We start from the raw sequence: 25,648 nt of genomic DNA, 5'->3' as shown, positions 1-25,648 counted from the left end.
CCCGTCGCCGGACCTCGATTCCCGTAATCCGCAGGCCCGTTGGTGCTTCCTTCCTTCCCCCTGGGACGAGATCGTCACGCACCCGGGGGCGGGGAAGGGCGGTTCAGCGTTTGCGGTGCTGGGCGCGGGCGCGCTCGGTGAGGCGGCCCATGCGGGTGCGAGCCGACTCCAGTTGGCCGATGTCGTCGGCCGCCGGGCCGCCGTCGGTCACGAGGTCGGTCCAGACGCCGATCAGGTCCCGTCCGAGGTGAAGGCCCTGGAGCGGGTCGCGCACCGCACGCCACGCGGTCGCCGCGCTCTGCACATCGCCGTACGCGCCGTCCGCGTCCCCGTGGCGTCGCCGGGTCCGCGCGAGGTCGAGCGACAGATGGAACGACCTGAGCGCGTCACCGGCCAAGTAGGCGATGTAAGCGGTCAGTTCGCGCAGCTTCAGCACCTCGGGGTGCTCCTCGCCGAGCGCCTGCGCCGCCGCCGCGACGGTCCGTTCCGCCGTCCCGGCGGCCTCGTCGATACGGCCCATCCGCACGGACTCGTTGATCCGCGCGACGGGCTCCGCGTAGAACGCCGTCGTGCCCGCCCGCTCCGCCCCCGACGAGTCCGGGGCCGGGTCCGGCGCGAGCATCGCCTCGGCCACGGCGTCGAAGCCGCGCACGGGAGCGGGCTTGGGGTCCGGTTCCCGCTCGGAGCCCAGCAGGGAGGACAGGGCCTCCACGGCGGGGGCCGGCGGGAGTTCCACGACAGGGGGCGCTATGACGGGAGCCGGTCCGAACTGGCCCAGCGGCGCGGGGGCGGGCTGGGGTGCCGAGGCAGGCTGGGGCGTCGGGAGGGGCGGGGCGGCGGGCTGGGGTGCCGGGACCGGGTCCGGTGCGGGGAGCGGCTGCGGTGCGGGGACCGGGTCCGGTGCCGGGACCTGTTGCGGCGCCGGTGCCACCTGCGGCGCAGGGACCGGTTGCGGTGCCGGTGTCGGCCGTGGGGTCGGCGTGGGCTCCGCCGGCCGGGGCTGCTCGCCCTCCGGGCCCGTCGGTGTCCGTACCGGCTCCCCCGCATAGCGGCTGGAGCCGTCGGCGGCCACCTGGAGCGGCACGACGAAGCCGATGCGTTCGTCGTGCACGGAGGCGAGCACGGGGTGGCCCGCGGCCAGCGCCAGGTGCTGGAGGTGCCTGAGGATGGCGGCCTGGACCGGCTCTCCCGGCCTGGCGGTGACCGGCCTGCCGTCGGCCGTCGCCACGATGGCGGTCACATCGGGGGCCTCGCCGGGCGCCGGGCCGGCCGGCGCCGCCGGTACGCGTACCTCGATCGGGGACTCCCCCGGCGCCGGCTGTCCCCCGGCATCGGCCGCCGGGTACTGCCGCTGGGGTTCTCGCTGCTGGTCGCGGCTGAGTCGAGACATCGGTTCCCTCACGAAGGGGTGGTCTGGGACGGGCGAAGGGGGGATCTGAGACGGTCTGTGACAGGCGAAGGGGGGATCTGAGACGGTCTGTGACAGACGAAAGGGGGATCTGAGGCGGTCTGGGGCGGGTCGGATGCGGGGTGCCTACACCGAGTCTCCCCGCTCCCCCCTGCTTCCCAGGTCACCGCGACGTCACAGGCTCGTCCCAGGGGGCCGGAGCACTCTGGACAACTAAATGCGCACGCATATATTGTCCACGCATATAGTCCGCAGTCGTCGTCGTGCCGCAGCCGCGGCGCGTACCCCAGGGGGAACCATGACCCGGAATTTCCTGTTCGTGCTGGGCAGCAGCCGCGCCGAGGGCAACACCGAGCTGCTGGCCCGCAAGGCGGCCGAGCAACTGCCCCCGGAGGTCGGACAGCGCTGGCTGAGCCTGGCCGAGCATCCGCTCCCCGACTTCGTGGACCTGCGCCGCGACAGCGACCACGTGCGTCCGCCCGCCGACACCGCGCCGGGCCTGTTCCTGGACGCCACGCTCGCGGCGACCGACATCGTGATCGTCTCGCCGCTGTACTGGTACTCCGTGTCCGGGCTCACCAAGCGGTACCTGGACTACTGGTCCGGCTGGCTGCGCACCCCCGGTATCGACTTCAAGGAGACGCTCGCCGGGCGCACCCTCTGGGGAGTGACCGCCCTCGCGCACGAGGAGCAGGAGGTCGCCGATCCGCTGGTCGGCACGCTGAACCACTCGGCCGCCTACCTGGGGATGCGCTTCGGCGGGGTCCTGCTCGGCAACGGCAGCCGGCGCGGTGACGTACTGAACGACGCCGGTGCCCTGGCCCGCGCCAAGACGTTCTTCGCGCAGGAACCGCCGCTCGCCCGCTTCCCGTACGAGGCGTGAACCCCGTACTCACGGGTGGCGCGCGTGCCGTCAGGCGGTGATGTCCTTCGCCGTGAAGCGGGCCCAGGCCGCCGAGCCGAACACGGCGGCGTACAGCGCCTGGAGGCCGAGGTTGTGCACGAGGTCGTCCCAGTAGACCGGGTCGCGCATGAGGTCGGCGAAGGACAGCCAGTAGTGCGAGAAGAAGTACGGCTGGAGCGCGTGCAGTTGGGGGATCTGGTCGAGGATCTGCACGGAGATGAGGAGGCCGACCGTCGTCGCCATGGCCGCGATGCCGCTGTTGGTGAGAGTCGAGACGAACAGGCCGAGCGCGGCGACACCGGTCAGTGACGCGGCGACGACGAGGGCGATGAGCAGGGCTCGGCCAAGTCCCTCGGTGAAGCTGATGCGGGTCCCGGAGATCGTGGTCAGCTCGCCCAGCGGGAACAGCAGGGCGCCCACCGCGAGGGCGGAGACGGCCACCACCAGGGTCGCGGCCAGGCAGAACGTCATCGTGGTGGCGTACTTGGTGAGGAGCAGGCGGGTGCGGCCGGCGGGTGCGACGAGGAGATAGCGCAGGGTGCCCGCGCCCGCCTCGCCCGCGATCGCGTCGCCCGCGAGGACCCCGATCGCCATCGGCAGGAAGAAGGGAAGCGTCGCGGCCAGCGCCGTGAACACCAGGAACAGGCCGTTGTTGGTGATCTGCGCGATGAACGCGGGTCCCTCGCCGCCGCCTTGGCCCACGCTCGAACCGTCGCTCGTCTCGATCCTGATCGCCACGCCGATGAGGACCGGCACCGTCGCGAGCACCCCGAGCAGCGCGATCGTCCGCCAGCGCCGGAAGGTGGTGACCAGCTCACTGCGGAAGAGGCCGAGCGTCCAGAGGGGGTTGGGGCGGGGGGCCGCACCGCCTTTGCCGGTGCGGCCGGCTCCGGGGAGGCCCGTAACGGTGGCATCCGCCCCGGGACCGCCCGCCCCGGGAACGTTCGCCCCGGGACCGTTCGATCCAGGGAGGTCCGCTCCAGGGAGGCCCGCTCCAGGACCGCCCGCTCCGGGGAGGCCCGTTTCCCTTGCCGTACGTCCCGGTTCCGGAAGGCTTTCAGCCCGCGACATCGAAGCCCTCCCCCGTCAGTGCCACGAACGCGTCCTCCAGTGAGGCCCGTTCGACGCCGAAGCCGCGGACGCGGACGCCCGCCATGACCAACGCGGCGTTCAGTTCGGCGAGTTCACGGTCCGGCGGTTCGGCGGTCACGCCCGTCTCCGTCACGGCGATGTCCGCCACGCCCTGTTCCTTGAGGACGCGGGCCGCGTCGCCCGCGTCCGGGGTGGTCACGACCAGCCGTCCGCGCGCGCCCGCCGCGAGGTCGGCCACCGCACCCTGGGTGATGAGCCGCCCGCGCGCCATCACGGCCGCGTGGGTGCAGACCTGCTCGATCTCGTCGAGGAGGTGCGAGGAGAGGAAGACGGTCGTGCCCTCGGAGGCCAACTCCCGGACCAGGGACCGGATCTCGCGCATACCCTGCGGATCGAGACCGTTGGTCGGCTCGTCCAGGACGAGGAGCCGGCGCGGCTGGAGCAGCGCTGCCGCGATCCCCAGCCGCTGCTTCATGCCCAGGGAGTACGCCTTCGCCTTCTTGCCGCCCGCCGCGGTCAGCCCGACCCGGTCGAGAGCGGCGGCCACCCGGGGCCGCCGGGTGCGGGGGTCGGCCGCGGGGTCGGCGGCGTCGTACCGCAGGAGGTTGTCGCGGCCGGAGAGGAAGCCGTACAGGGCGGGGCCCTCGATCAGCGCCCCGACCTGCGGGAGCACGGCCCGCGCGGACCGGGGCATGGGCTGCCCGAGGACGCGGGCCGTGCCCGAGGTCGGCTCGATCAGGCCCATCAGCATGCGGATGGTGGTGGTCTTGCCCGAGCCGTTCGGCCCGAGGAAGCCGAAGACGCTGCCCGCCGGGACGGTCAGGTCGAGACCGTCGACGGCGAGCTGTCCGCCGCGGTAGCGCTTGCTCAGCGAACGCGTGACGATCACCGCGTCTTCGGGCGCGATCACCGCGTCTTCGGGCGCGATCACCGCGTCTTGGGGCGCGATCACCGCGTCCTCGGGGGCGATCAACGCGCCGGCGGCCACGGTCACCGCGTCGCCCTCGGACGCGGTGCCGTGCGCGGGATCAGCCGGGCCGGACTCGGCGGCGGACAGCTCCTCCATGGGCTCCCTCGGTTCGGCGGGCCCACGGGACGGCGGCCCGCGGGACTCAGTGGGCCGCGTCGGCCGCCTTCACCAGCGCGTCCTTGGTGACGGCACCCGCGTACACCGTGCCGTCGTCGGTGATCAGGGCGTTGACGAGGCGGGTGGAGAAGACCGTGCCCGAGCCGAACCTGCCGGTGACGTGGTCGCCGAGCGAGTTCAGGAACCCGTCGACGTCACTGTTGCCGGACGAGCCCTTGGCGCCGGTGGGCAGGCCCTCGCCGCCCGTGCGGAACTCGGCGATCGTGCTCCAGCCCTTCCCGATGGTCTTCACTCCGTCGAGCCCCCCGGCCAGGCCCTTGCCGCCCTCGGGGAGTGCCTTGTCGCCCTTGGGGAACGCCTTGTCCTTCCCCTGGGGCCACGCCTTCCCGGCGTCCTTCCCGGCGTCCTTGTGCTCGTCGCCCTCGGTGACCTTGGCGCCCTTCGGCGGGGTGAAGGCGAACGTCGAGGCGGCCGGACGGGAGAAGTCGACCTTGGTGAAGCCCGCGTCCACGACCGCCGCGCCCCCGGCGGCCGGGGTCAGCGTGAACTTCAGCGGCAGCCCCGTCTTCGCGTCCACCGCGATGCTGATCGCGCCGACCGTCGAACCGGACTGCTTCGGCTTGACCACCAGCTTGTACGCGTCGCGGCCCGCGACCTGCGCGGTGCCGTCGACCGTCACGGAGGTCGTGTCGTCCACGGACTTGAGTGCCTCGTCGGCGAGGTCCTTGGGCGTGGCCGGCACGTCGTGCGGCGCCTCGCCCTTGGCGCCCGCGGACTCGGGGGCGGTCGCGTGGTAGACCTCGTTCGACTTGCTGTCGTAGCCCCAGACGTCCTTGCCGTTGTGAATGACGCTGTACTCGGCGGCGTTGTCGAGGAGCGAGACCTTGCCTCGGTCCGGGCCGTCGGCCGCGACGCGCAGCGTGTGGGTGCCCGAGGCCAGTTCGAGGAGCTTGGACTGCGGGTCGGCGGACGAGCCGTCGCCGCCGCGCGCCGCGCCGGACGCGAGGCCGCTCGCCAGACCGCCGAGGTCGGGCAGCCCGAGGTCGGTGGTGATCTTCACCGTGCCGGAGAGCTGCTGGACGTCGGACTTGGCGATCTCCTCGATGAGCTGTTGCGCGGTGACCTTCGGCAGGTCGGGGTCTCCGGACGAGGCGAGTGCGGGGACGAGCCCGATGGTCGCCGCCGCCACCCCCACCACCGCGACCGGGACGACGTACCGCGCGGCCTTGCGTCGTCCGGCGCGTACGTCGTCGGTCTCGTCGGCGGCCCGCGCGCTGTCGTCGGTTTCGTACGGTGCCATGTGTGCCTTACCTCCGTCGTCGGCGGCGGCCATGTGGTCCTGCCCCTGCCCCACCCCTGAGCCGCCATTCTCACCCGAACCGGTGAGGAGTGGTGCTTTCCATATGACCAAATCAGCCGGAGAGAAGCGTCAGTCCGGGGGATCAACTCCGCGTAGTCCTGCGGTATGACACCCGGAGGGTTGCGTTGGGCTTACCCGTAGGGGTTGTACGGGGGGCCTGTCCCGGCGGGGGGGGCATGCGGGGCCGCTGTCCCGGCGGGGGCATGCGGGGGGGTGTCCCGGCGGGGGCGTGGGGGGCCGCTGTCCGGCGGGGGGGGCGTGCGGGGGCCGCTCCCCCCGGCCGGGACAAGGACAGCCGGAGGAAGGGGGCAGGCAGGCAAGCAAGGGCCGGGCAGGTCAGCCCGCCCGGTGGACCACCGCGTCCGCCAGTTCGACCAGGGCCGCCTTCGCGTCGCACTCGGGCAGCGGGGCCAGCGCGGCGCGCGCGTCCTCCGCGTACCGCACGGTGTCCCGGCGGGCCTGCTCCAGGGCGGGGTGCTCCCGCAGCCGGGCCAGCGCCTCCGCGTGCCGGGCGTCGTCCGTCAGGTCGGAGTCCAGCAGCTCGCACAGCGCGATGTCCTCGGCGAGCCCGAGCCGCTCGGCGCGCTCGCGCAGCCGCAGCACCGGCAGCGTGGGGATGCCCTCGCGCAGGTCGGTCCCCGGGGTCTTGCCCGACTCGTGCGACTCGGACGCGATGTCGAGGACGTCGTCGGCGAGCTGGAAGGCGACGCCGAGCCGCTCGCCGTACTGCGTCAGCACGTCGACCACCGTCTCGTCGGCGCCCGACATCATCGCGCCGAAGCGGCAGGCGACGGCGACCAGCGAGCCGGTCTTGCCGCTCAGCACGTCGAGGTAGTGGTCGACCGGGTCCCGTCCGTCGCGCGGCCCCGCGGTCTCCAGGATCTGGCCGGTCACCAGCCGCTCGAACGCCTCGGCCTGGATGCGGACCGCGTCGGGTCCGAGGTCGGCCAGGATGTAGGAGGCGCGGGCGAAGAGGAAGTCGCCGGTGAGGACGGCCACCGAGTTGCCCCAGCGGGTGTTCGCGCTGTCCACACCGCGCCTGACCTCGGCCTCGTCCATCACGTCGTCGTGGTACAGCGTGGCGAGATGGGTCAGCTCGACGACCACGGCCGAGGGCACGACACCCGGCGCGTAGGGGTCGCCGAACTGGGCGGCGAGCATCACGAGGAGCGGCCTGAACCGCTTCCCGCCGGCCCGCACGAGGTGCTGGGCGGCTTCCGTGATGAAGGGGACCTCGCTCTTGGTGGCTTCGAGCAAACCCTCCTCGACAGCCGCCAATCCGGCCTGGACATCGGCTTCGAGAGCCTGGTCCCGCACGCTCAGCCCGAACGGCCCGACGACGGTCACGAGAGGTTCTCCTGTCTGCTGACGATCACATGGCGAACTCGGTCGATCATTCGGTCGATGACACGGTTTGTCGATGTGTCGCTGCCATCACTCAAGTCAGCGTATCCGGTCACGTTTCGATCACCACGAGCGCCCACCGTCCCCCGGCCGAGTCGGCCCCGCCAGGAGGTGGGCCCGGAATACGCCTGTAGGGCACACGTAACGCACCCGCGCACCCGGCATCGCGAGTACCCCGCCTCCGGGGTGCCATCCGGAGCCCGCACTCCTCTCCCGACGCTGCCCGAAGCGGTCGCCCCGGCGCCATCCGGATCGGCTACCCCGAGCGGGTACCCCTCCTCCCGGGCGTTATCCGGAAGCCGAAGGTATGTTCACGATCAGTTGATACGACTGATACGAGCCGATATCCGACGACATGTACCGGCACCGAGGTGGCACCGAGGTACACGTGTCCCGGTGCCGAGGTACGCGGAAGTGGGTGACAGTGTCCCGCAGCTCCGTCGAGGCCGAGCCCGGCCCGCCGCCGGCCGACGACCACGCCTTCTTCGGCCAGCCCCGAGGGCTCCTGACGCTCTCCGGGCTGGAGGTCTGGGAGCGCTTCTCGTTCCTCGGCATGCAGGCGATCCTCGTCCTCTACTTCGCCGACACCGTGGCCCACGGCGGCCTGGGCATGGCGCCGGGCACCGCGGCGTCGGTGTCGGCCGCCTACGGAACCCTCGTCTACCTGGTGTCCGTCGCGGGCGGCTGGCTCGCCGACCGGATGCTCGGCTCGTACCGCGCGGTCCTGTGGGGCGGCATCCTGATCGCCTGCGGCCACTACGCGATGGCGATCCCGGCCGCCGCCGCGACCTGGGCGGGCCTCGGCCTGATCAGCGCGGGCACCGGTCTGCTCAAGCCCAACGTCGCCACCATGGTCGGCAAGCTCTACCGGACCGACGACGAGCGCCGCGACGCCGGTTTCGCCCTCTACTACATGGCGATCAACATCGGGGCCTTCGCCGGTCCGCTGATCACCGCCTGGCTCGGCGACCACAAGGGCTGGCACTGGGGCTTCTCGGCGGCGGCGATCGGCATGACCCTCGGCCTGATCCAGTACGTGGCGGGCCGCCGTCACCTGGCCGGGCGCACCCACGCGGCGGAATTCGCCCTCGCGCCGGACGCGATGCGCCGCGCGGTGCGCGGGATCGTCCTCGGGGTGCTCGGCGTCGCGGTCCTCGCCGTGCTCCTCGCCTTCGTCGGCTGGCTGACCATGGGCCGGTTCGTGGACCTGCTGACGGTCATCTCGGTGATCATGCCGGTGATCTATTTCGCGGTGATGTTCACCAGCCCCCGGGTGACCGCCGAGGAACGCGGCCGGCTGCGCCCGTACGTGGTGCTCTTCCTCGCCTCGACCGTCTTCAACTTCATCCTCTTCCAGGCCTACTCGACGATGATCCTGCTGGCCTCGACGAACGCCGAGTCGAACATCCTCGGCTTCGACTTCCCGGCCGGCTGGTACGCCTCCGCGCTGGGCGCCTTCGAGGTGGCGCTCGCGCCGGTGGTCGCCGCCGTCTGGGTGCGGATGGGCAGCCGCCAGCCGCACGCCTCGAACAAGATCGCCCTCGGGGTCGTCCTCGGCGGTCTGTCGTTCCTGCTCATCGTGGTGCCGACCGCCGGCCACTCGGGGGACGACTACCTGATGTCGGTCTGGTGGATCGTCGGCTCCTATCTGCTCCTCGGCCTCGGCGACGTCCTGCTGGAGACGTCCGGCATGTCCGCGACCACCAAGCTCGCCCCGGCCGCCTTCTCCAGCCAGACCATGTCCCTCTGGTTCCTGTCCCTCGCGCTCGCCAACGGCATCCAGGCCCAGACGGTGAAGCTCTACGACGACGTCTCCAAACCGGCGTACTTCGGCGTCAACGGCGCCATCGCGGTGGCCGCCGGCCTGGCCGTGATGGCCCTCGCACCCTGGCTCCGCCGCACGATGCACCCCGTCCACTGAGCCTCGTGACATCCCCTCCACCGAGCCACGCCGCATCCCGCCCACCGAGCCACGCCGCGCCCCGTCCACCGAGCCCCGCCGCGTCCCGTCCACCGAGGTGACCCGTATGCGCATCCGTACGTCCTTTCCCTACGAGACCGTCCACGAGGACGTCCTCGTCCCCCTCCCGGACGGCACCCGGCTGTACGCCCGGATCTGGCGCCCGGTGACCGACGAGCCCGTACCGGCCCTCCTGGAGTACCTGCCGTACCGGCTCACCGACTGGACGGCACCGCGCGACTGGCAGCGCCACCCCTGGTACGCCGGGCACGGCTACGCCTCCGTCCGCGTCGACGTGCGCGGCCACGGCAACTCGGAGGGACTGCCGGGCGACGAGTACTCCGCGACCGAGCTGGCCGACGGGGTCGCGGTGGTGGAATGGCTGGCCGCCCAGCCCTGGTGCACCGGCCGGGTGGGCATGTTCGGGATCTCCTGGGGCGGCTTCAACTCCCTCCAGATCGCGGCCCTCGCGCCCGAGCCGCTCAAGGCGATCGTCACGGTCTGCTCGACGGACGACCGCTATGACAACGACGTGCACTACACCGGTGGTTCCGTCCTCGCCGTCGACATGCACGCCTGGGCGGCCACCATGCTCGCCTTCGTCGCCCGCCCGCCGGACCCGCTGCACGTGGGCGAGGTGATGTGGCGCGACCTGTGGACGCGGCGGCTGGAGGCCGTCGACCCCTTCGTGCACACCTGGCTGGCCCACCAGACCCGGGACGACTACTGGCGGCACGGCAGCGCCTGCGAGGACTACGGGGCGATCAGCGCGGCCGTCCTCGCGGTCGGCGGCTGGCACGACCCGTACCGCGACACCGTGCTGCGCCTGGTCGAGAACCTGCCACCCGAGCGCGTACGGGGACTCATCGGCCCCTGGTCCCACCAGTACCCCGACCGCGGCCTGCCGCCGGGCCCCGCGATCGGCTTCCTCCAGGAGACGCTCCGCTGGTGGGGCCACTGGCTCAAGGACGAGGACTCGGGCGCGCTCGACGTCCCGCTGCTGCGCTCCTACGTGATGGACGCGCATCCCCCGGCGACCGTCTACCCGGAGCTGCCCGGCCGCTGGGTCGGCGACCCTGCGTGGCCCTCGCCCTCGGTGACCGCCATCCCGTACGAACTCCAGGGGGACCCGGTGCCGGTGCGCTCCCCGCAGCACACCGGCGTCGACGCGGGCCGCTTCTTCCCCTTCGGGAACGACGCCGACCTGCCGCCGGACCAGCGCGAGGAGGACGCCCGCTCGGCCTGCTTCGAGTTCGAAGTACCGGAACAAACCTGGGTGTTGGGGCGGCCCCGGGTCCGGCTGCGGCTCACCTCGGCGGCCACGCGGGGCCAGGTGATCGCCCGGCTGTGCGACGTGACCCCCGACGGCGCGTCCACGCTCGTCACCCGAGGTGTGCTGAACCTGTCGGCGCGCCGGGGCCGTGACAGGGCCGTCCCCTGGCAGCCGGGCACCACGGAGGACGTCGAGTTCGAGCTGAACGGCATCGGTTACGCCTTCCCGGCCGGCCACCGCATCCGGCTGAGTGTCTCCTCCGCGTACTGGCCCTGGGTCTGGCCGCAGCCCGGCTCCGAGGCCGGTTTCACCCTGGACCCGGCGGGCAGCAGCCTCGAACTCCCCGTGCGTGTAAGGGAGTCGGACCCCTCCATCACCTTCGGGGAGCCGGAGCAGGCCGAGCCGCTCGGCGTGGTGATCCCGGAGACGCTCGACGAACCCCGCCCCGAGCGCCTGGTGGTGCGGGACGTGGCCGCGGGCACCTGGCGGCTGGACGTGGACCCCCGGTACGGCGGCACCCGCGTCTATCCCGACGGTCTCGAATTCTCGGAGGACGCGCGGGAGACGTACACGATCGACGCGTCGGACCCGCTGTCCGCCCGCGCCGAGTCCACCTGGTCGGTGCGGCTGCACCGGCCGGACCTGCCGTGGGACGCCCGCGTCGAGACGCGGTCCTCCATCACCTGCGACGCGCGGGACTTCATCACGTCCAACGAGGTCGTCTGCCGGGACGGCGGCGAAGTCGTCTTCCACCGGACCTGGGAGAAGAAAATTCCGCGCACGGCGGGCTGAAGAAGGCTTGCGGGGAGGGGAGTTGTGGGGACGGGGCGGGTGTGGCGGGGCGGGCGCCGTGGGTGGCAGGGCGGGCGCGCTGTGGATGGCGGGGCGGGCGCTGTGGATGGCGGGGGCGGGCGCCGTGGGTGGCCGGGCGGGCGCCGTGGACGGCGGGGCCGCTCCGCGGCGCGAGGGCCGGTCCGGGGGCGTACGGGAACTCCCGGTCCACCGGCCGACGGTGGCGTAATGTCCGACTTGCCTGCCATGCCGCCTTGGTGACCCTCCAGCGCGTGAATTGGGTCACGCGCGAACCAGTGGATCACCCGGCACCGACTCCGCGCCAACCCCTTCGCCAAAGGCAAGTTGAGGATTCAATTCCGGCACAAACGGACGTATTGCCCACGCTCTAAACAGGCAAAAGCGATCTTCAACGCCACATCCGGCCTTGTTCCCGACATGTGCGGTCGCATACGTTCTCGTCGCACCGGGCGGATCGCCTAATCCTGCCGTCGCCCGGCAACCCACCCACCCACGCACGGCAGGAGCGGGGGAACCACAGGTAAGCCGCCGATCCGGGAGACCGGACCGGCTAGGGGTGAAGCCGCGCCCGAAAAGCGCGGCCGGGCATCTCCCGCCCGAACCCGACAGCTCACCTCGCAGGCGTCGGAGAGGACATTTCGTCATGCCCGCAGGCAAGAACCGTCACGGCCGGAACAACCTCGTCACCCGCGGCATCGTCGCCGCCGGAACGGGCGCCCTCGCCCTCGCGCTGCCGCTCATGAGCGCCACCGGCGCCCACGCCGCCACCCCCCAGGCCGCCAAGACCGCCGCCGTCCCGAACGTCCAGCTCGTCACCTACAAGGTGGTCGCCGGCGACACCCTGGTCGGCATCGCGAAGAAGTACCCGTCGAGCGGCGGCTGGCAGAAGCTCTACACGGCGAACCGCGCCGTCATCGGCGACAACCCCGGGCACCTCCGCACCGGCCTGACGCTGACCGTCGGCACGAAGACCCTGAAGGCCCCGGCGGCCACCACGGCCGCCAAGACCACCGCCACCCAGGCCTCCGCCACCACCTACGCCAACAACCTGGACGGCTGGATCAAGCAGTCCCTGGACATCATGGGCAAGGCGGGCATTCCGGGCAGCTACGACGGTATCTACCGCAACGTGATGCGCGAGTCCTCCGGCAACCCCCAGGCCATCAACAACTGGGACTCCAACGCCGTCGCGGGCACCCCCTCGAAGGGCCTCCTCCAGGTCATCGACCCGACCTTCCTGGCCTACCACGTGCCCGGCACCTCGATGGACCCGTACGACCCGGTCGCCAACATCACGGCCGCCTGCAACTACGCCGCCGACAAGTACGGCTCGATCGACAACGTCAACGGCGCGTACTGATCACACCGGCGCCCACCCGGGCCCACCTGCGCCCACCCGCCACCCACACGGGCGCATCACATCGCATCGCACGGCCTCGCACGGCCTCAGACGGCCTCGCACGCCACCGGCCGGCGGCACCCTCGGGTGTCCGCCGGCCGGTGGCGTGTGAACAGGCGGGACGTGAACACGCGGGACGTCAACAGGCGAATCGTGAACAGGCGGCGGTGGCTGGCGAGCGGGCGCCCCGCGTCAGTTCGGCCGCTCGAACCCGAAGAGCCGCTCCAGGACCACGGCGATCCCGTCCTCCTCGTTCGACCGGGTGATTTCGTCGGCCACGGCCTTCAGTTCCGGGTGTGCGTTGGCCATCGCGACCCCGTGGGCGGCCCAGTCGAACATGGGAATGTCGTTGGGCATGTCCCCGAAGGCGAGCGTCGCGGACGGGGTGAGCCCGAGATGGTCCGCTGCGAGCGCCAGGCCCGTGGCCTTGGTCACCCCGCGTGGCTGGAGTTCGACGGTCCCTGGCCCCGACATGGTGACCGTCGCCAGCGAATCGACCACACCCCGGGCCACCGACGCCAACTCGTCGTCGGACAGGGTGGGATGGCGGAGCAGCACCTTGCTGATCGGACGCTCCCACAGGTCGTCCCGGCGCCGCACCCGCACGGCGGGCAGCGTGGGGTGCGGCATCACATAGCCCGGCTCGATGAGCGTCAGCCCGTCCACACCGTCCTGGTCCACCGCCGCGTACAGCAGGCCGACCTCCGCCTCGATCTTGCCGAGTGCCGTCTCCGCCAACTCCCGGTCCAGGGTGACCGACCAGAGCAAACGGTTCGCGCCGGCGTCGTAGAGCTGCGCCCCCTGTCCGCACACCGCCAGTCCCCGGCCGCCGAGTTCGTCGAGCAGCGGTCGGACGCGTGGTGCGGGGCGGCCCGTCACCACGAGATGCCGGGCACCTGCCGCGGTCACTTTCGCCAGCGCGGCCCGCGACCGGCCGGAGAGCGTGTCGTCGCCGCGCAGCAGCGTTCCGTCCAGGTCAGTGGCGATGAGTGAATATGCAGTCGGAGCGGCCATGATCCGAAGAATACGGATCGGACGACCCATCGGCCCGGCGTGAACCGGACGACGTCCGGTATCCCCTCGGCAACGCCGTTCACCGTACGGTGGCAGGCGCGTTGCGACCGGTTGGGATCACGCTCGGCCCGCTTCCGCCCGGTCGGACTTTCCCGGGCAGGACCGATCACAAGGTCTCAACGCCCTTGCCCCGCCCGCGCGATCGCCCCGCCCACCGCCTGCCGACGCCCGCCACCGCTTGCCTGATCCGGCGGGTCAGCCGTGCGCCGCCGCCAGGTGCTTGGCCAGCCGGGGCGAGGCGTACTCCGTGCCGCACACGAAACGCATCACCGGCCCGTACGAGGACGCGGCCGGCAGGCCCGTGAAGTACAGCCCCGGCACGGAGGACCGGTACCCCGCGCCCAGCTTCGGGGTGCCGCGGCTCACCGCCAGCCCGGCGCGCAGCTCGTGTCCGAGGAAGTCCATCGCGGCGATGTCGACCCGGTAGCCGGTCGCCGCTATGACGTGGTCGGCGGTTAGCTCGTCCACCCGGCCGGCATGGGTCCGCACTCTGAGGACGGGCCTGCCCTCGGGGGCCGCCGCACCGACGATCCGCCGCACCTCCTGGACGGCGACCTTGCCCTCGAAACGGTCCCGGAGCCACCAGGCGCCGAGCGGTCCGAGCACCCGGCGGACCAGGTAGTGCCGGGCTCCGGCGGGCAGATGACGGTAGGGCCCCGGGTAGTAGCTCAGCGCCCACAGCGACCAGGCCCGCCCGAACGGCGACTCCGGGCGCAGCCTCGGCTGGTCCCACGGGGGCGCTCCGAAGTCCACCGCTCCCCTGCCCCGGGAGACCACACGGACCCGCGCGCCCGCCTCCGCCGCCAGCGCCGCCGTCTCCAGCGCGGACTGGCCGGCGCCGACGACGATCAGCTCCTTGCCGGCGAACCGGCTCAGGTCGTGGTGCTGCGAACTGTGCGAGACCGGACCGGAGGGAGCCGGACCGTCGTGCGCCGCCTCGGCCAGCTCGGCGGGCAGCCGGGCCAGCCCGGACAGCCCCGTCGCCACGACGACCGCGCGCGCGGTGAACGACTCCCCCGAGTCCAGCTTGATGTCGAAACCGCCCGGCCCGTCCGCCGCGCCCCGTCCACTCTCGCGGTCGACCGAGACGACCCGCACCCGCTCCAGCTCGGGCACGAGCTTGTCCCGGAACCACTCCCCGTACGCGATGAACGTCTCGACCGGGATGATGTCCTCGTCCGTGACCAGGCGCGGTATCCCCGCCGCCGCGCAGTAGTCGCCCAGGGTGTGGCCGGGCTGCGGGGCGTCGATGTTCGAGGCCGCCGGGGTCGACTTGAGGAGCATCCCCTCGGGCATGTGGTCGCGCCAGCTCACCATGGGCTCGCCGAAGACCCGAACCGGAATGCCCCGCGCCCGCAGATGGGCGGCGGTGGACAGCCCGAACGGCCCCGCCCCGATGACTGCTACCGGATGGTTCACGAAGTCCCTCCCCAGGACGTACTACGTCTACTTCGCGTACTTCGCAGTGGAACTGCCGCTGCCGCCACGGCGGTTGGTCCGCCACAGCTGGTAGAGATGCCTCGCGCCCGGCCGCACGAAGCGCGCGAGCATCGTGAAGAAAGGCCGCGGGTCGTCACCCGCGAGCCAGGCCAGCTCCGTACCGCTCGCGCGGGCCGGCGCGTGCGGTGTCGTGTAGCCACTGCGCCGGTAGGCGAGCAGGGCCGGCAGGTCGATGTTCTCCACGATGTACCGGTGGCCGGCGCGCTGTTCCCCCTCCGGAACGGCGCGGCCGGTCAGATTCAGGTGCAGGGCACGGACGACGTCGATCCCGGACTCGCTCTCGAAGAGCCGGAACTGGGCGCCCATGCGCGGGTTGAAGTCGAGCAGCTTGTACTGACCGTCTCGGCGGTCGAAACGCAGGTCGAGGTCGATGATTCCGGTGAAGCCGATCTGTTTGATGAAACGTGCGGCGATGTCCGCGAGTTCCGGATTGTCGACGACATACGCGTTCGCGGTCATTCCGGCGTGCGGCGGCCAGGAGCGGACCTTCACGCCGGTGAACATCGCGAGCGGCGTCGAGTCCGCGTCGAAGCAGGCGTGCACGATCCAGTCCTCGGCGTCCTCCCTCGGCAGGTACTCCTGGAGGATCACGCCGGGCCGCGGCCCCCAGTCACGGGCGAGGGCGAGCAGCCCCTCGCGGGTCGAGATCCGGGTCGTCCCGTTCACCGCGGGCCGGCTGCGGCGCACGAACGCCTCGCGGTTCTTGGCGACGAGCGGGAACAGCGCCTTCTCGGCGAACGCCTCGATCTCGTCGTACGACTCCGGGAACGCGGCGGCCGGGCTGGGGATGCCGTGCTCCACGCACAGTTCGTGCAGCCCCTGCTTGCTGGCGAGCCGGCGCGGCAGCCCGGCGTCCACCCGCGGGAAGAGGAAGCGGCCGGCCAACTCCTCCTGGTGCTCGGCGATCAGGACCGCGGCCTCCTCGTCGGTCGGGACGAGCACCGTGGGCCGGCCGATGCGCCGGCCGATGCGCAGCAGCCCCTCGACGAGCCGTCCCGGTTCCTCCGTCCCCGTGGTCGGCCACACGAACGCGCGCCGCAGATAACGCGAACTGGCGGCCGGCGTGTACCGGTCCTCGGTGATGGCGTACATGGGTATGCCGAGCCGGCCCAGGCTCCGGATGGCGCCCACCCCGCCGTGGTGCAGCGGGTAGTCGCCGAACTTGACGATGAGGCCCGGGACTTCACGGTCGGCGTCGACCGGCACGCCACTGGAACTCCTGGCCATGCGTCCCCCCACATGTCCCCCCTACGGACCGGACCCACCCCGTCCGTGTCCCCCAAAGGACGCTAAGCCGGAATTGCCGCGTCCGACAAGGCCAATTCGGACATTGCAAACTCTTTAGACACTGCCGCTGCGCGGTCCTCCCCCGTAACGTGTGCCCCGACCACATGAAACGCGTGGCACGCACGGATGACATGGCGAGTACGAACCCGAGAGCGAGGCACCTACCGATGCCCCCCTTCGATGTCCCCGAGGGCGATCCCTTCGGCCCGCACAACCTCCCGTACGGCGTCTTCTCCCCGGCCGGCGCGACCGACGCCGCCGAGCGTCGCGTGGGCGTCCGCCTCGGTGACCACGTGCTCGACGCGGGCGCCGCGGCCAGGGCACTCGGCTCGCCCTACGCGGGCCTGCTCGCCCAGCCGACCCTCGATCCGCTCCTCGCCGCCGGCCGCACCGCCTGGTCCGACGTCCGGCGCGCGCTGACGGCATGGGTGACCGTCCCGGCCCACCGGGACACCCTCTCCCCGCACCTGCACCCCCTCTCCGAGGTGACGCTCCACCTCCCCTTCACCGTCGCCGACTACGTCGACTTCTACGCCTCCGAGAACCACGCCCGGAACGTCGGCCAGATCTTCCGTCCCGATGCGGCCGACCCCCTCACCCCCAACTGGAAGCACCTGCCGATCGGCTACCACGGCCGCTCCGGCACGGTCGTGGTCTCCGGTACGGACGTGGTGCGCCCCTCGGGCCAGCGCAAGGCCCCCGCCGACGCCGCCCCCGTCTTCGGGCCGTCGATCCGCCTGGACATCGAGGCGGAGGTCGGCTTCGTCGTCGGCACCCCCTCCGAGATGGGCCGGCCGGTCGGCCTCGGCGACTACCGTGACCACGTCTTCGGCCTCTGCCTCCTCAACGACTGGTCCGCGCGCGACCTCCAGGCCTGGGAGTACGTCCCCCTCGGCCCGTTCCTCGGCAAGTCCTTCGCCACGTCCGTGTCGGCCTGGATCACCCCGCTCGACGCCCTCGACGACGCCCGGATCGCACCCCCGGCCCGCACGCACCCCCTTCTCCCCTACCTGGACGACTCCTCCGAGGACCCGGGCGGCTACGACCTGCGGATCTCGGTCGCCGTCAACGGACACGTCGTCTCCGAGCCGCCCTTCTCCACCATGTACTGGACGGCCGCCCAGCAACTGGCGCACATGACGGTCAACGGCGCCTCCCTGCGCACCGGCGACCTCTACGGCTCCGGCACCGTCAGCGGCTCCGCCGACGCCGAGCGCGGCTCCCTCCTCGAACTCACCTGGAACGGACGCGACGCCCTCGAACTCCCCGACGGCAAGCGCACGTTCCTGGAGGACGGCGACGAGGTCACCCTGACCGCCTGGGCACCCGGCCCGGGCGGCAGCCGGGTGGGCCTGGGCGAGGTCCGCGGCCGCATCGCCCCGGCCGTCACCGGGTAACCGGCGCTGCCTGGCGGGAGGTTCCGTCACGGTGGCCAGGGCCCTGGCCACCGTGAGTCCACCGCGCTACCGCCTACCGCCTACCGGCTCTCGGCTCTCGGCTCTCGGCTCTCGGCTCTCGGCGGGTGTCCCCTCCCGGCGAGGCCGGCCTCGCGCCCGCTACATCCAGTCCTCGGGCTCCGGCTCCTGGTCCAGCTCGGGCCAGTCCGGGTCCGGGGCGTGGCCGGCCGCCGAGGCGGAGACGGATACCGGGGCCGGGGTCGCCGCTCCCCGGCCCGGGGTTGCCGCGCCGGACGCCGGGGTCGCCCCTTCCCGGCCCGCGGTTGCCGCGCCGGACGCCGGCACCGAGGTGGTCGAGGGTGCGCTGTCGCCCAGGGAGGCGAGCACCGCGATCACTCCCTCCCCGTAGGTGGCGAGCTTCTTCTCGCCCACCCCGCTGATGGTGCCCAGGTCTCTCACCGTGGTCGGCCACACCGTGGCGATCTCTCTCAGCGTGGCGTCGTGGAAGATCACGTACGCCGGGACGCCCTGCTCGCGGGCCTGCTCGGCGCGCCAGGCACGCAACGCCTCGAAGGCCGGGACGAGTTCGGCCGGCAGCTCGGCCGCCGCGGCGGCGGCCTTCGCCTTCCGCTCGCCCTTGGAGCCCGACGAGCGGGAGGCCACCGGCTTCGGCGGCTCCTTGCGCAGCGGCACGTCGCGCTCACGCCGCAGCACGGTCCCGCTCGCGTCGGTCAGCACCAGCGTGCCGTACTCCCCCTCGACCGCGATCAGGCCCTGGGCCAGCAACTGTCTGACCACACCGCGCCATTCGGACTCGGCCAGCTCCGCGCCGATCCCGAAGACGGACAACTGGTCGTGGTCGAACTGGATCACCTTGGCGGTCTTCCGGCCGAGCAGGATGTCGATGATCTGCCCCGCGCCGAACTTCTGTCCCCGCTCCCGCTGGAGGCGCACCACCGTGGAGAGCAGCTTCTGCGCGGCGACCGTGCCGTCCCAGGTCTCCGGGGGCGTCAGGCAGGTGTCGCAGTTCCCACAGGCCGGGGTGTTCGGGTCCTGGCCGAAGTAGGCGAGGAGCTGGGAGCGCCGGCACTGCGCCGTCTCGCACAGGGCGAGCATCGCGTCCAGGTGGGAGGCGGCCCGGCGGCGGAACGCCTCGTCACCTTCCGAGCCCTGGATCAGCTTGCGCTGCTGGACCACGTCCTGCAGGCCGTAGGCCATCCACGCGGTGGACGGCAGTCCGTCCCGGCCCGCGCGGCCCGTCTCCTGGTAGTAGCCCTCCACCGACTTCGGCAGGTCGAGGTGGGCGACGAACCGTACGTCCGGCTTGTCGATGCCCATGCCGAAGGCGATCGTGGCGACCACCACGAGCCCCTCCTCGCGCAGGAAGCGCGACTGGTGGGCGGCACGGGTCCCCGAGTCCAGACCCGCGTGGTACGGCACTGCCTCGATGCCGTTGCGCGAGAGGAACTCGGCCGTCTTCTCCACGGAGTTGCGCGAGAGGCAGTAGACGATGCCCGCGTCGCCCGCGTGCTCCTCGCGCAGGAAGGACAGCAACTGCTTCTTGGGGTCGGCCTTGGGCACGATCCGGTACTGGATGTTGGGCCGGTCGAAGCTCGCCTCGAAGTGTCGGGCGGCCGGCATGCCCAGACGCTGGGTGATCTCCTTGTGCGTCGCCCGGGTGGCGGTGGCCGTCAGCGCGAGCCGCGGGACGTCCGGCCAGCGCTCGCCGAGCAGCGACAGCGCCAGATAGTCGGGGCGGAAGTCGTGCCCCCACTGGGCGACACAGTGCGCCTCGTCGATCGCGAACAGGGAGACCTTCGCCCGGGAGATCAGGTCCAGCGTGGACTCCAGGCGCAGCCGCTCCGGGGCGAGGTAGAGCAGGTCCAGCTCGCCGGCCAGGAACTCCGCCTCGACCACGCGCCGCTCGTCGAAGTCCTGCGTGGAGTTCATGAACCCGGCGCGCACGCCCAGCGCCCGCAGCGCGTCCACCTGGTCCTGCATGAGCGCGATGAGCGGCGACACCACGATGCCCGTGCCTGGCCTGACCAGGGACGGAATCTGGTAGCAGAGGGACTTGCCGCCGCCGGTCGGCATCAGCACGACGGCGTCACCGCCCGCCACCACGTGCTCGATGATCGCTTCCTGCTCACCGCGGAAGGAGTCGTATCCGAAGACCCGGTGGAGGGTGGCCAGCGCCTCGCTCTCCCTCAGCGTCTCCGTCGCGTCCGCTCCGGTCATCACACCCGTCCCGCCCATCGTCCTGTCCCCCGTACGTCGCGCCTCGACCACTGCGTCCACGATAGGGGGCCGCGCCGACAGCCCGAGAGTTGTCCACAGGCTGCGACCGTCCGACTTCCCTACGCATCGAACCCATGAGCGGTCCGGGCCGCCTGACCTCCGCGCAGTCAGCGCCTTCGGCACGCTCGGCCACTCGGCACGCTCGGCGTAATCGCCATAGTCGGCGCTCGGCACACTGAGACGGGCCGGGCCCCGCTCCCGGTGGGGAAGCGGGGCCCGGCCCGTGTGACGGCGGTGCCCGGTGCTCAGCGCACGAAGACGCCGGCCTGGCCGGCCAGGTCCAGGAAGTACTGGGGTGCCACACCCAGCACCAGCGTGACCGCCACACCGACCGCGATGGCGGTCATGGTCAGCGGGGAGGGCACGGCGACCGTCGGCCCCTCCGGCTTCGGCTCGCTGAAGAACATCAGCACGATCACACGGATGTAGAAGAACGCGGCGATCGCCGAGGAGATCACACCGACCACGACCAGCGCGCCCGCGCCGCCCTCGGCCGCCGCCTTGAACACGGCGAACTTCCCGGCGAACCCGGAGGTCAGCGGGATGCCCGCGAAGGCGAGCAAGAAGATCGCGAACACCGCGGCCACCAACGGGGACCTGCGGCCGAGGCCCGCCCACTTGGACAGGTGCGTGGCCTCGCCGCCCGCGTCCCGGACGAGGGTGACGACGGCGAAGGCGCCGATCGTCACGAACGAGTACGCGGCCAGGTAGAACAGCACCGACGAGACACCGTCGGGCGAGGTCGCGATGACACCCGCGAGGATGAATCCCGCGTGCGCGATCGAGGAGTACGCCAGCAGCCGCTTGATGTCGGTCTGGGTGATCGCGACGATCGCGCCGCCCAGCATGGTGACGATCGCCACCGCCCACATGACCGGCCGCCAGTCCCAGCGCAGGCCAGGCAGGACGACGTACAGCAGACGCAGCAGCGCGCCGAACGCGGCCACCTTCGTCGCCGCGGCCATGAAGCCGGTGACCGGGGTCGGTGCTCCCTGGTAGACGTCCGGTGTCCACATGTGGAAGGGCACCGCGCCGACCTTGAAGAGCAGGCCCATGACGATCAGGGCGCTGCCGATGAGCAGGAGCACGTCGTTGCCCATGGTGCCGGCGAGCGCCGGGTCGACGCTGGTGAGCGTGCCGTCGACGACCTGCGAGATCGTCGCGTACGAGACCGAGCCCGCGTAGCCGTACAGCAGGGCGATGCCGAAGAGGGTGAACGCGGAGGCGAAGGCGCCGAGCAGGAAGTACTTCACGGCGGCCTCCTGCGACATGAGCCGCTTGCGGCGGGCCAGGGCGCAGAGCAGGTACAGCGGGAGGGAGAAGACCTCCAGGGCGATGAACAGCGTCAGCAGGTCGTTGGCCGCCGGGAAGACCAGCATGCCGCTGACCGCGAAGAGCAGCAGCGGGAACACCTCGGTGGTGGTGAACCCGGCCGTGACGGCCGCCTTCTCGCTGTCGCTGCCGGGCACGGAGGCGGCCTGGGCGGCGAAGGAGTCGACGCGGTTCCCGTGCGCCTCGGGGTCGAGGCGCCGCTCGGCGAAGGTGAACACGCCGAGCAGTGCGGCCAGCAGGATCGTGCCCTGGAGGAACAGGGCCGGTCCGTCGACCGCGATGGCGCCCATGGCGGCGATGTGCGCCTTGGTCGTGCCGTATCCGCCGGCCGCGAGCGCGACCACCGCGGCGAACGCGGCGGCGAGTGCGACGACGGCGACGAACACCTGTGCGTAGTAGCGGGACTTGCGCGGCACGAAGGCCTCGATCAGGATCCCGATGACCGCGGCGCCGAGAACGATCAAGACCGGGGACAATTGCCCGTACTCGATCTTCGGCGCGTTGATCTTGGGGATCGGATCGGCCGCGACGGCCGCCGTTGTCCACAGGCTGTGGACGGCTGATGCGCTCACTTGGCCGCCTCCACCTCGGGCTGGGGGTCCTTCTTGTGTACGTCTGACATGGTCTGCTTGACCGCCGGGTTGACGATGTCGGTGACCGGCTTCGGGTAGACGCCCAGGAAGATCAGCAGAGCGATCAACGGGGCGACCACCAGAAGCTCACGCACCCTGAGGTCCGGCATCTCGGCGACCTCCGCCTTGACCGGGCCCGTCATCGTCCGCTGGTACAGGACGAGGGTGTAGAGCGCGGCGAGGACGATGCCGAAGGTGGCGATGATGCCGACGGCCGGGTAGCGCGCGAACGTGCCCACCAGGACCAGGAACTCGCTCACGAAGGGCGCGAGCCCCGGCAGCGAGAGGGTCGCTAGACCGCCGATCAGGAAGGTGCCCGCGAGCACCGGGGCGACCTTCTGCACCCCTCCGTAGTCGGCGATCAGACGCGAGCCGCGCCGCGAGATCAGGAAGCCGGCCACCAGCATCAGGGCGGCCGTCGAGATCCCGTGGTTGACCATGTAGAGCGTCGCGCCCGACTGGCCCTGGCTGGTCATCGCGAAGATGCCGAGGATGATGAAGCCGAAGTGCGAGATCGACGCGTACGCGACCAGCCGCTTGATGTCACGCTGGCCGACCGCGAGCAGCGCCCCGTAGATGATGCTGATCAGCGCCAGGACGAGGATCACGGGCGTCGCCCACTTGCTGGCCTCCGGGAAGAGCTGGAGGCAGAAGCGGAGCATCGCGAAGGTGCCGACCTTGTCGACGACCGCCGTGATCAGCACCGCGACCGGGGCGGTGGCCTCACCCATGGCGTTGGGCAGCCAGGTGTGCAGCGGCCACAGCGGCGCCTTCACCGCGAAGGCGAAGAAGAAGCCGAGGAACAGCCACCGCTCGGTGCTGGTCGCCATGTGCAGCGAGCCGTCGGCCCGCGCCTGGACGATCTCCTGGAGCGAGAAGTTCCCCGCCACCACGTACAGTCCGATCACCGCGGCCAGCATGATCAGTCCGCCGACCAGGTTGTAGAGGAGGAACTTGACCGCGGCGTACGAGCGCTGGGTCGCCGCCGCCTCGTCACCGTGCTCGTGGGCACGGTCCCCGAAGCCGCCGATGAGGAAGTACATCGGGATGAGCATGGCTTCGAAGAAGATGTAGAAGAGGAAGACGTCGGTGGCCTCGAAGGAGATGATCACCATCGCCTCGACGGCCAGGATCAGGGCGAAGAAGCCCTGCGTGGGCCGCCACCGCTTGCTGCCGGTCTCGTGCGGGTCGGCGTCGTGCCAGCCCGCCAGGATCACGAACGGCATCAGCAGCGCGGTGAGCGCGACGAGCGCCACCCCGATGCCGTCCACACCCAGCTCGTAGCGCACCCCGAAGTCCGCGATCCAGGCGTGCGATTCGGTGAGCTGGTAGCGGTCACCGCCCGGGTCGAAGCGCACCAGGGTGACCACCGCGAGCGCGAGGGTGCCCAGGGAGACCAGCAGCGCGAGCCACTTGGCGGCGACCCGCCGGGCGGCCGGCACGGCGGCCGTGGCGATCGCCCCGAGCGCCGGGAGCACCGCCGTCGCTGTCAGCAGAGGAAAGGACATCGGTATCAGACCGCCCTCATCAGCAGGGTCGCGGCGACGAGGATGGCCGCACCGCCGAACATCGAGACCGCGTAACTGCGTGCGTAGCCGTTCTGCAGTTTGCGCAGCCGCCCGGAGAGACCGCCCACCGAGGCGGCCGTGCCGTTGACGACTCCGTCGACCAGGGTGTGGTCGACGTACACCAGGGAGCGGGTGAGGTGCTCACCGCCGCGCACCAGCACGACATGGTTGAAGTCGTCCTGGAGCAGGTCGCGCCGGGCGGCCCGGGTGAGCAGGGAACCGCGCGGAGCGACGACCGGGACGGAACTGCGGCCGTACTGGAGGTAGGCGATGCCCGCGCCGACGACCAGCAGGACCATGGTGGCCACCGTGACGGTGAGCGCGCTGACGGGCGAGTCGCCCTCCGTGTGCCCGGTGACCGGCTCCAGCCAGTGCAGGAAGCGGTCGCCGATACCGAAGAAGCCGCCGGCGAACACCGACCCGAAGGCCAGCACGATCATGGGGATCGTCATGGAGCCGGGCGACTCGTGCGGGTGCGGCTCGTGGCCGTCCGCGTCGGGCTGCCAGCGCTTCTCGCCGAAGAACGTCAGGATCATCACGCGGGTCATGTAGTACGCGGTGATCGCGGCGCCCAGCAGGGCCACACCGCCGAGGATCCAGCCCTCGGTGCCGCCCTTGGCGAAGGCCGCCTCGATGATCTTGTCCTTGGAGAAGAAGCCGGACAGGCCCGGGAACCCGATGATCGCGAGGTAGCCGAGGCCGAAGGTCACGAAGGTGACCGGCATGTACTTCCGCAGACCGCCGAACTTCCGCATGTCCACCTCGTCGTTCATGCCGTGCATGACCGAACCGGCGCCGAGGAAGAGCCCCGCCTTGAAGAAGCCGTGTGTCACCAGGTGCATGATCGCGAAGACGTAGCCGATGGGGCCGAGGCCCGCGGCGAGCACCATGTAGCCGATCTGCGACATGGTCGAGCCGGCCAGCGCCTTCTTGATGTCGTCCTTAGCGCAACCGACGATCGCACCGAACAGGAGCGTGACACCGCCGACGACGGTGACGACGAGCTGGGCGTCGGGCGCCGCGTTGAACACGTTGGCCGAGCGCACGATCAGGTACACGCCGGCGGTCACCATGGTCGCCGCGTGGATGAGGGCCGAGACCGGGGTCGGGCCCTCCATCGCGTCCCCGAGCCAGGACTGCAGCGGCACCTGGGCCGACTTGCCGCACGCGGCGAGCAGCAGCATCAGGGCGACGGCGGTCAGCTTGCCCTCCGTGGCGTCCCCGACCAGGCCCGGGTGCTCCTCGGTGCCGAGCACGGGACCGAAGGCGAACGTCCCGAAGGTGGTGAACATCAGCATGATGGCGATGGACAGGCCCATGTCGCCGACGCGGTTGACCAGGAAGGCCTTCTTCGCGGCGGTGGCGGCGCTGGGCTTGTGCTGCCAGAAACCGATCAGCAGGTACGAGGCGAGACCGACGCCCTCCCAGCCGACGTACAGCAACAGGTAGTTGTCGGCGAGGACGAGCAGCAGCATCGCCGCGAGGAACAGGTTCAGATAGCCGAAGAAACGGCGGCGGCGCTCGTCGTGCTCCATGTACCCCATCGAGTACACGTGGATGAGCGAGCCGACGCCGGTGATCAGCAGCACGAACGTCATCGACAACTGGTCGAGCTGGAAGCCGACGTCCGCCTTGAAGCCCCCCACGGGGATCCAGGTGAACAGGTGCTGGGTCAGGGAGCGGTCCTCGGCGCCCTTGCCCAGCATGTCGGTGAAGAGCACGACGCCGATCACGAAGGAGGCCGCCGCGAGCGCGGTGCCGATCCAGTGGCCGACGGCGTCCAGCCGCCGGCCGCCGCACAGCAGTACGGCCGCTCCGAGCAGAGGCGCCGCGATCAGCAGCGCAATGAGATTGTCCACG

At 71.5% G+C, this 25,648-nt stretch carries 17 protein-coding genes and 1 riboswitch; of the genes, 5 read left to right on the top strand and 12 right to left on the bottom strand.

Annotated features, from left to right (window positions below):
• Positions 1 to 103: 103 nt before the first annotated feature.
• On the bottom strand, positions 104 to 1,390 hold the full coding sequence (locus AB0912_RS08180; RefSeq protein WP_366697136.1) for a tetratricopeptide repeat protein: 1,287 nt from the start codon (positions 1,388 to 1,390) through the stop codon (positions 104 to 106).
• 316 nt (positions 1,391 to 1,706) lie between these two features.
• Between AB0912_RS08180 and AB0912_RS08175 the strand changes: the two genes are divergently transcribed.
• Positions 1,707 to 2,291 (top strand): NAD(P)H-dependent oxidoreductase, encoded by a 585-nt coding sequence (locus tag AB0912_RS08175; protein ID WP_366697135.1) that lies wholly within the window; start codon positions 1,707 to 1,709, stop codon positions 2,289 to 2,291.
• A 30-nt stretch (positions 2,292 to 2,321) separates the two neighbouring features.
• On the opposite strand, the gene AB0912_RS08170 is transcribed toward AB0912_RS08175, so the two are convergent.
• The 4 genes from AB0912_RS08170 to AB0912_RS08155 form a co-directional block, all read right to left on the bottom strand.
• Positions 2,322 to 3,125, bottom strand: a complete 804-nt coding sequence (locus AB0912_RS08170; RefSeq protein ID WP_366697221.1) for an ABC transporter permease — start codon at positions 3,123 to 3,125, stop codon at positions 2,322 to 2,324.
• 244 nt (positions 3,126 to 3,369) lie between these two features.
• The gene (locus tag AB0912_RS08165) at positions 3,370 to 4,470 is read right to left on the bottom strand and encodes an ABC transporter ATP-binding protein (RefSeq protein ID WP_366697134.1); all 1,101 of its coding nucleotides are present in this window, start codon (positions 4,468 to 4,470) and stop codon (positions 3,370 to 3,372) included.
• Between the two features lie 46 nt (positions 4,471 to 4,516).
• The gene (locus tag AB0912_RS08160; protein ID WP_366697133.1) at positions 4,517 to 5,791 is read right to left on the bottom strand and encodes a DUF2092 domain-containing protein; all 1,275 of its coding nucleotides are present in this window, start codon (positions 5,789 to 5,791) and stop codon (positions 4,517 to 4,519) included.
• A 396-nt stretch (positions 5,792 to 6,187) separates the two neighbouring features.
• Positions 6,188 to 7,198 carry a polyprenyl synthetase family protein gene (locus AB0912_RS08155; RefSeq protein WP_366697132.1) on the bottom strand — a complete coding sequence of 337 codons (1,011 nt, stop codon included), beginning with the start codon at positions 7,196 to 7,198 and terminating at the stop codon, positions 6,188 to 6,190.
• A 481-nt stretch (positions 7,199 to 7,679) separates the two neighbouring features.
• On the opposite strand from AB0912_RS08155, the gene AB0912_RS08150 reads away from it, so the two are divergent.
• The 3 genes from AB0912_RS08150 (at position 7,680) to AB0912_RS08140 (ending at position 12,661) form a co-directional block, all read left to right on the top strand.
• A complete protein-coding gene (locus AB0912_RS08150) occupies positions 7,680 to 9,176 on the top strand; it encodes an oligopeptide:H+ symporter (protein ID WP_366697220.1) in 1,497 nt (498 codons plus the stop codon).
• 106 nt (positions 9,177 to 9,282) lie between these two features.
• Positions 9,283 to 11,280: a CocE/NonD family hydrolase gene (locus tag AB0912_RS08145; protein WP_366697131.1), complete on the top strand. Its 1,998-nt coding sequence runs from the start codon at positions 9,283 to 9,285 to the stop codon at positions 11,278 to 11,280.
• A gap of 498 nt (positions 11,281 to 11,778) precedes the next feature.
• A riboswitch (cyclic di-AMP (ydaO/yuaA leader) is annotated at positions 11,779 to 11,940 on the top strand.
• A gap of 4 nt (positions 11,941 to 11,944) precedes the next feature.
• A complete protein-coding gene (locus tag AB0912_RS08140; protein WP_366697130.1) occupies positions 11,945 to 12,661 on the top strand; it encodes a LysM peptidoglycan-binding domain-containing protein in 717 nt (238 codons plus the stop codon).
• Between the two features lie 231 nt (positions 12,662 to 12,892).
• Here AB0912_RS08140 and AB0912_RS08135 read toward each other — a convergent pair whose 3' ends face one another.
• The 3 genes from AB0912_RS08135 to AB0912_RS08125 all read right to left on the bottom strand — a co-directional run bounded on the left by AB0912_RS08135 (position 12,893) and on the right by AB0912_RS08125 (position 16,501).
• Positions 12,893 to 13,714 carry an HAD family hydrolase gene (locus AB0912_RS08135; protein ID WP_366697129.1) on the bottom strand — a complete coding sequence of 274 codons (822 nt, stop codon included), beginning with the start codon at positions 13,712 to 13,714 and terminating at the stop codon, positions 12,893 to 12,895.
• Between the two features lie 255 nt (positions 13,715 to 13,969).
• Positions 13,970 to 15,193, bottom strand: a complete 1,224-nt coding sequence (locus tag AB0912_RS08130; protein ID WP_366697128.1) for an FAD-dependent oxidoreductase — start codon at positions 15,191 to 15,193, stop codon at positions 13,970 to 13,972.
• A 27-nt stretch (positions 15,194 to 15,220) separates the two neighbouring features.
• A complete protein-coding gene (locus AB0912_RS08125) occupies positions 15,221 to 16,501 on the bottom strand; it encodes an ATP-grasp domain-containing protein (protein WP_366697127.1) in 1,281 nt (426 codons plus the stop codon).
• Between the two features lie 227 nt (positions 16,502 to 16,728).
• Between AB0912_RS08125 and fahA the strand changes: the two genes are divergently transcribed.
• Positions 16,729 to 17,958 carry a fumarylacetoacetase gene (fahA, locus tag AB0912_RS08120; RefSeq protein ID WP_366697126.1) on the top strand — a complete coding sequence of 410 codons (1,230 nt, stop codon included), beginning with the start codon at positions 16,729 to 16,731 and terminating at the stop codon, positions 17,956 to 17,958.
• A gap of 159 nt (positions 17,959 to 18,117) precedes the next feature.
• Here the strand turns inward: fahA and recQ are convergent, their stop codons facing one another.
• From recQ to nuoL, 4 genes are all read right to left on the bottom strand, one after another.
• Positions 18,118 to 20,214 carry a DNA helicase RecQ gene (recQ, locus tag AB0912_RS08115; protein ID WP_366697219.1) on the bottom strand — a complete coding sequence of 699 codons (2,097 nt, stop codon included), beginning with the start codon at positions 20,212 to 20,214 and terminating at the stop codon, positions 18,118 to 18,120.
• A gap of 287 nt (positions 20,215 to 20,501) precedes the next feature.
• Positions 20,502 to 22,160: an NADH-quinone oxidoreductase subunit NuoN gene (nuoN, locus tag AB0912_RS08110; RefSeq protein WP_366697125.1), complete on the bottom strand. Its 1,659-nt coding sequence runs from the start codon at positions 22,158 to 22,160 to the stop codon at positions 20,502 to 20,504.
• Positions 22,157 to 23,728, bottom strand: a complete 1,572-nt coding sequence (locus AB0912_RS08105) for an NADH-quinone oxidoreductase subunit M (RefSeq protein WP_366697124.1) — start codon at positions 23,726 to 23,728, stop codon at positions 22,157 to 22,159. The genes nuoN and AB0912_RS08105 overlap by 4 nt, the downstream gene beginning before the upstream one ends.
• Before the next feature lie 5 nt (positions 23,729 to 23,733).
• Positions 23,734 to 25,647 (bottom strand): NADH-quinone oxidoreductase subunit L, encoded by a 1,914-nt coding sequence (gene nuoL / locus AB0912_RS08100; protein ID WP_366697123.1) that lies wholly within the window; start codon positions 25,645 to 25,647, stop codon positions 23,734 to 23,736.
• Position 25,648 lies beyond the last annotated feature (1 nt).

The organism is Streptomyces sp. NPDC007084, from assembly GCF_040703595.1.
Classification (GTDB): domain Bacteria; phylum Actinomycetota; class Actinomycetes; order Streptomycetales; family Streptomycetaceae; genus Streptomyces.
The sequence above is the reverse complement of the archived record's forward strand: the minus strand, read 5'-3'. Positions and strand labels throughout refer to the sequence as shown.

What these genes read in the sequence shown, in the direction of transcription:
- AB0912_RS08125 (WP_366697127.1), bottom strand. Translation starts at nt 16,501, where the DNA reads ATGGCCAGGAGTTCCAGTGGCGTGCCGGTCGACGCCGACCGTGAAGTC.
- AB0912_RS08175 (WP_366697135.1), top strand. Translation starts at nt 1,707, where the DNA reads ATGACCCGGAATTTCCTGTTCGTGCTGGGCAGCAGCCGCGCCGAGGGC.
- recQ (WP_366697219.1), bottom strand. Translation starts at nt 20,214, where the DNA reads ATGGGCGGGACGGGTGTGATGACCGGAGCGGACGCGACGGAGACGCTG.
- AB0912_RS08145 (WP_366697131.1), top strand. Translation starts at nt 9,283, where the DNA reads ATGCGCATCCGTACGTCCTTTCCCTACGAGACCGTCCACGAGGACGTC.
- AB0912_RS08135 (WP_366697129.1), bottom strand. Translation starts at nt 13,714, where the DNA reads ATGGCCGCTCCGACTGCATATTCACTCATCGCCACTGACCTGGACGGA.
- fahA (WP_366697126.1), top strand. Translation starts at nt 16,729, where the DNA reads ATGCCCCCCTTCGATGTCCCCGAGGGCGATCCCTTCGGCCCGCACAAC.
- AB0912_RS08165 (WP_366697134.1), bottom strand. Translation starts at nt 4,470, where the DNA reads ATGGAGGAGCTGTCCGCCGCCGAGTCCGGCCCGGCTGATCCCGCGCAC.
- AB0912_RS08180 (WP_366697136.1), bottom strand. Translation starts at nt 1,390, where the DNA reads ATGTCTCGACTCAGCCGCGACCAGCAGCGAGAACCCCAGCGGCAGTAC.
- AB0912_RS08105 (WP_366697124.1), bottom strand. Translation starts at nt 23,728, where the DNA reads ATGTCCTTTCCTCTGCTGACAGCGACGGCGGTGCTCCCGGCGCTCGGG.
- AB0912_RS08160 (WP_366697133.1), bottom strand. Translation starts at nt 5,791, where the DNA reads ATGGCACCGTACGAAACCGACGACAGCGCGCGGGCCGCCGACGAGACC.
- AB0912_RS08140 (WP_366697130.1), top strand. Translation starts at nt 11,945, where the DNA reads ATGCCCGCAGGCAAGAACCGTCACGGCCGGAACAACCTCGTCACCCGC.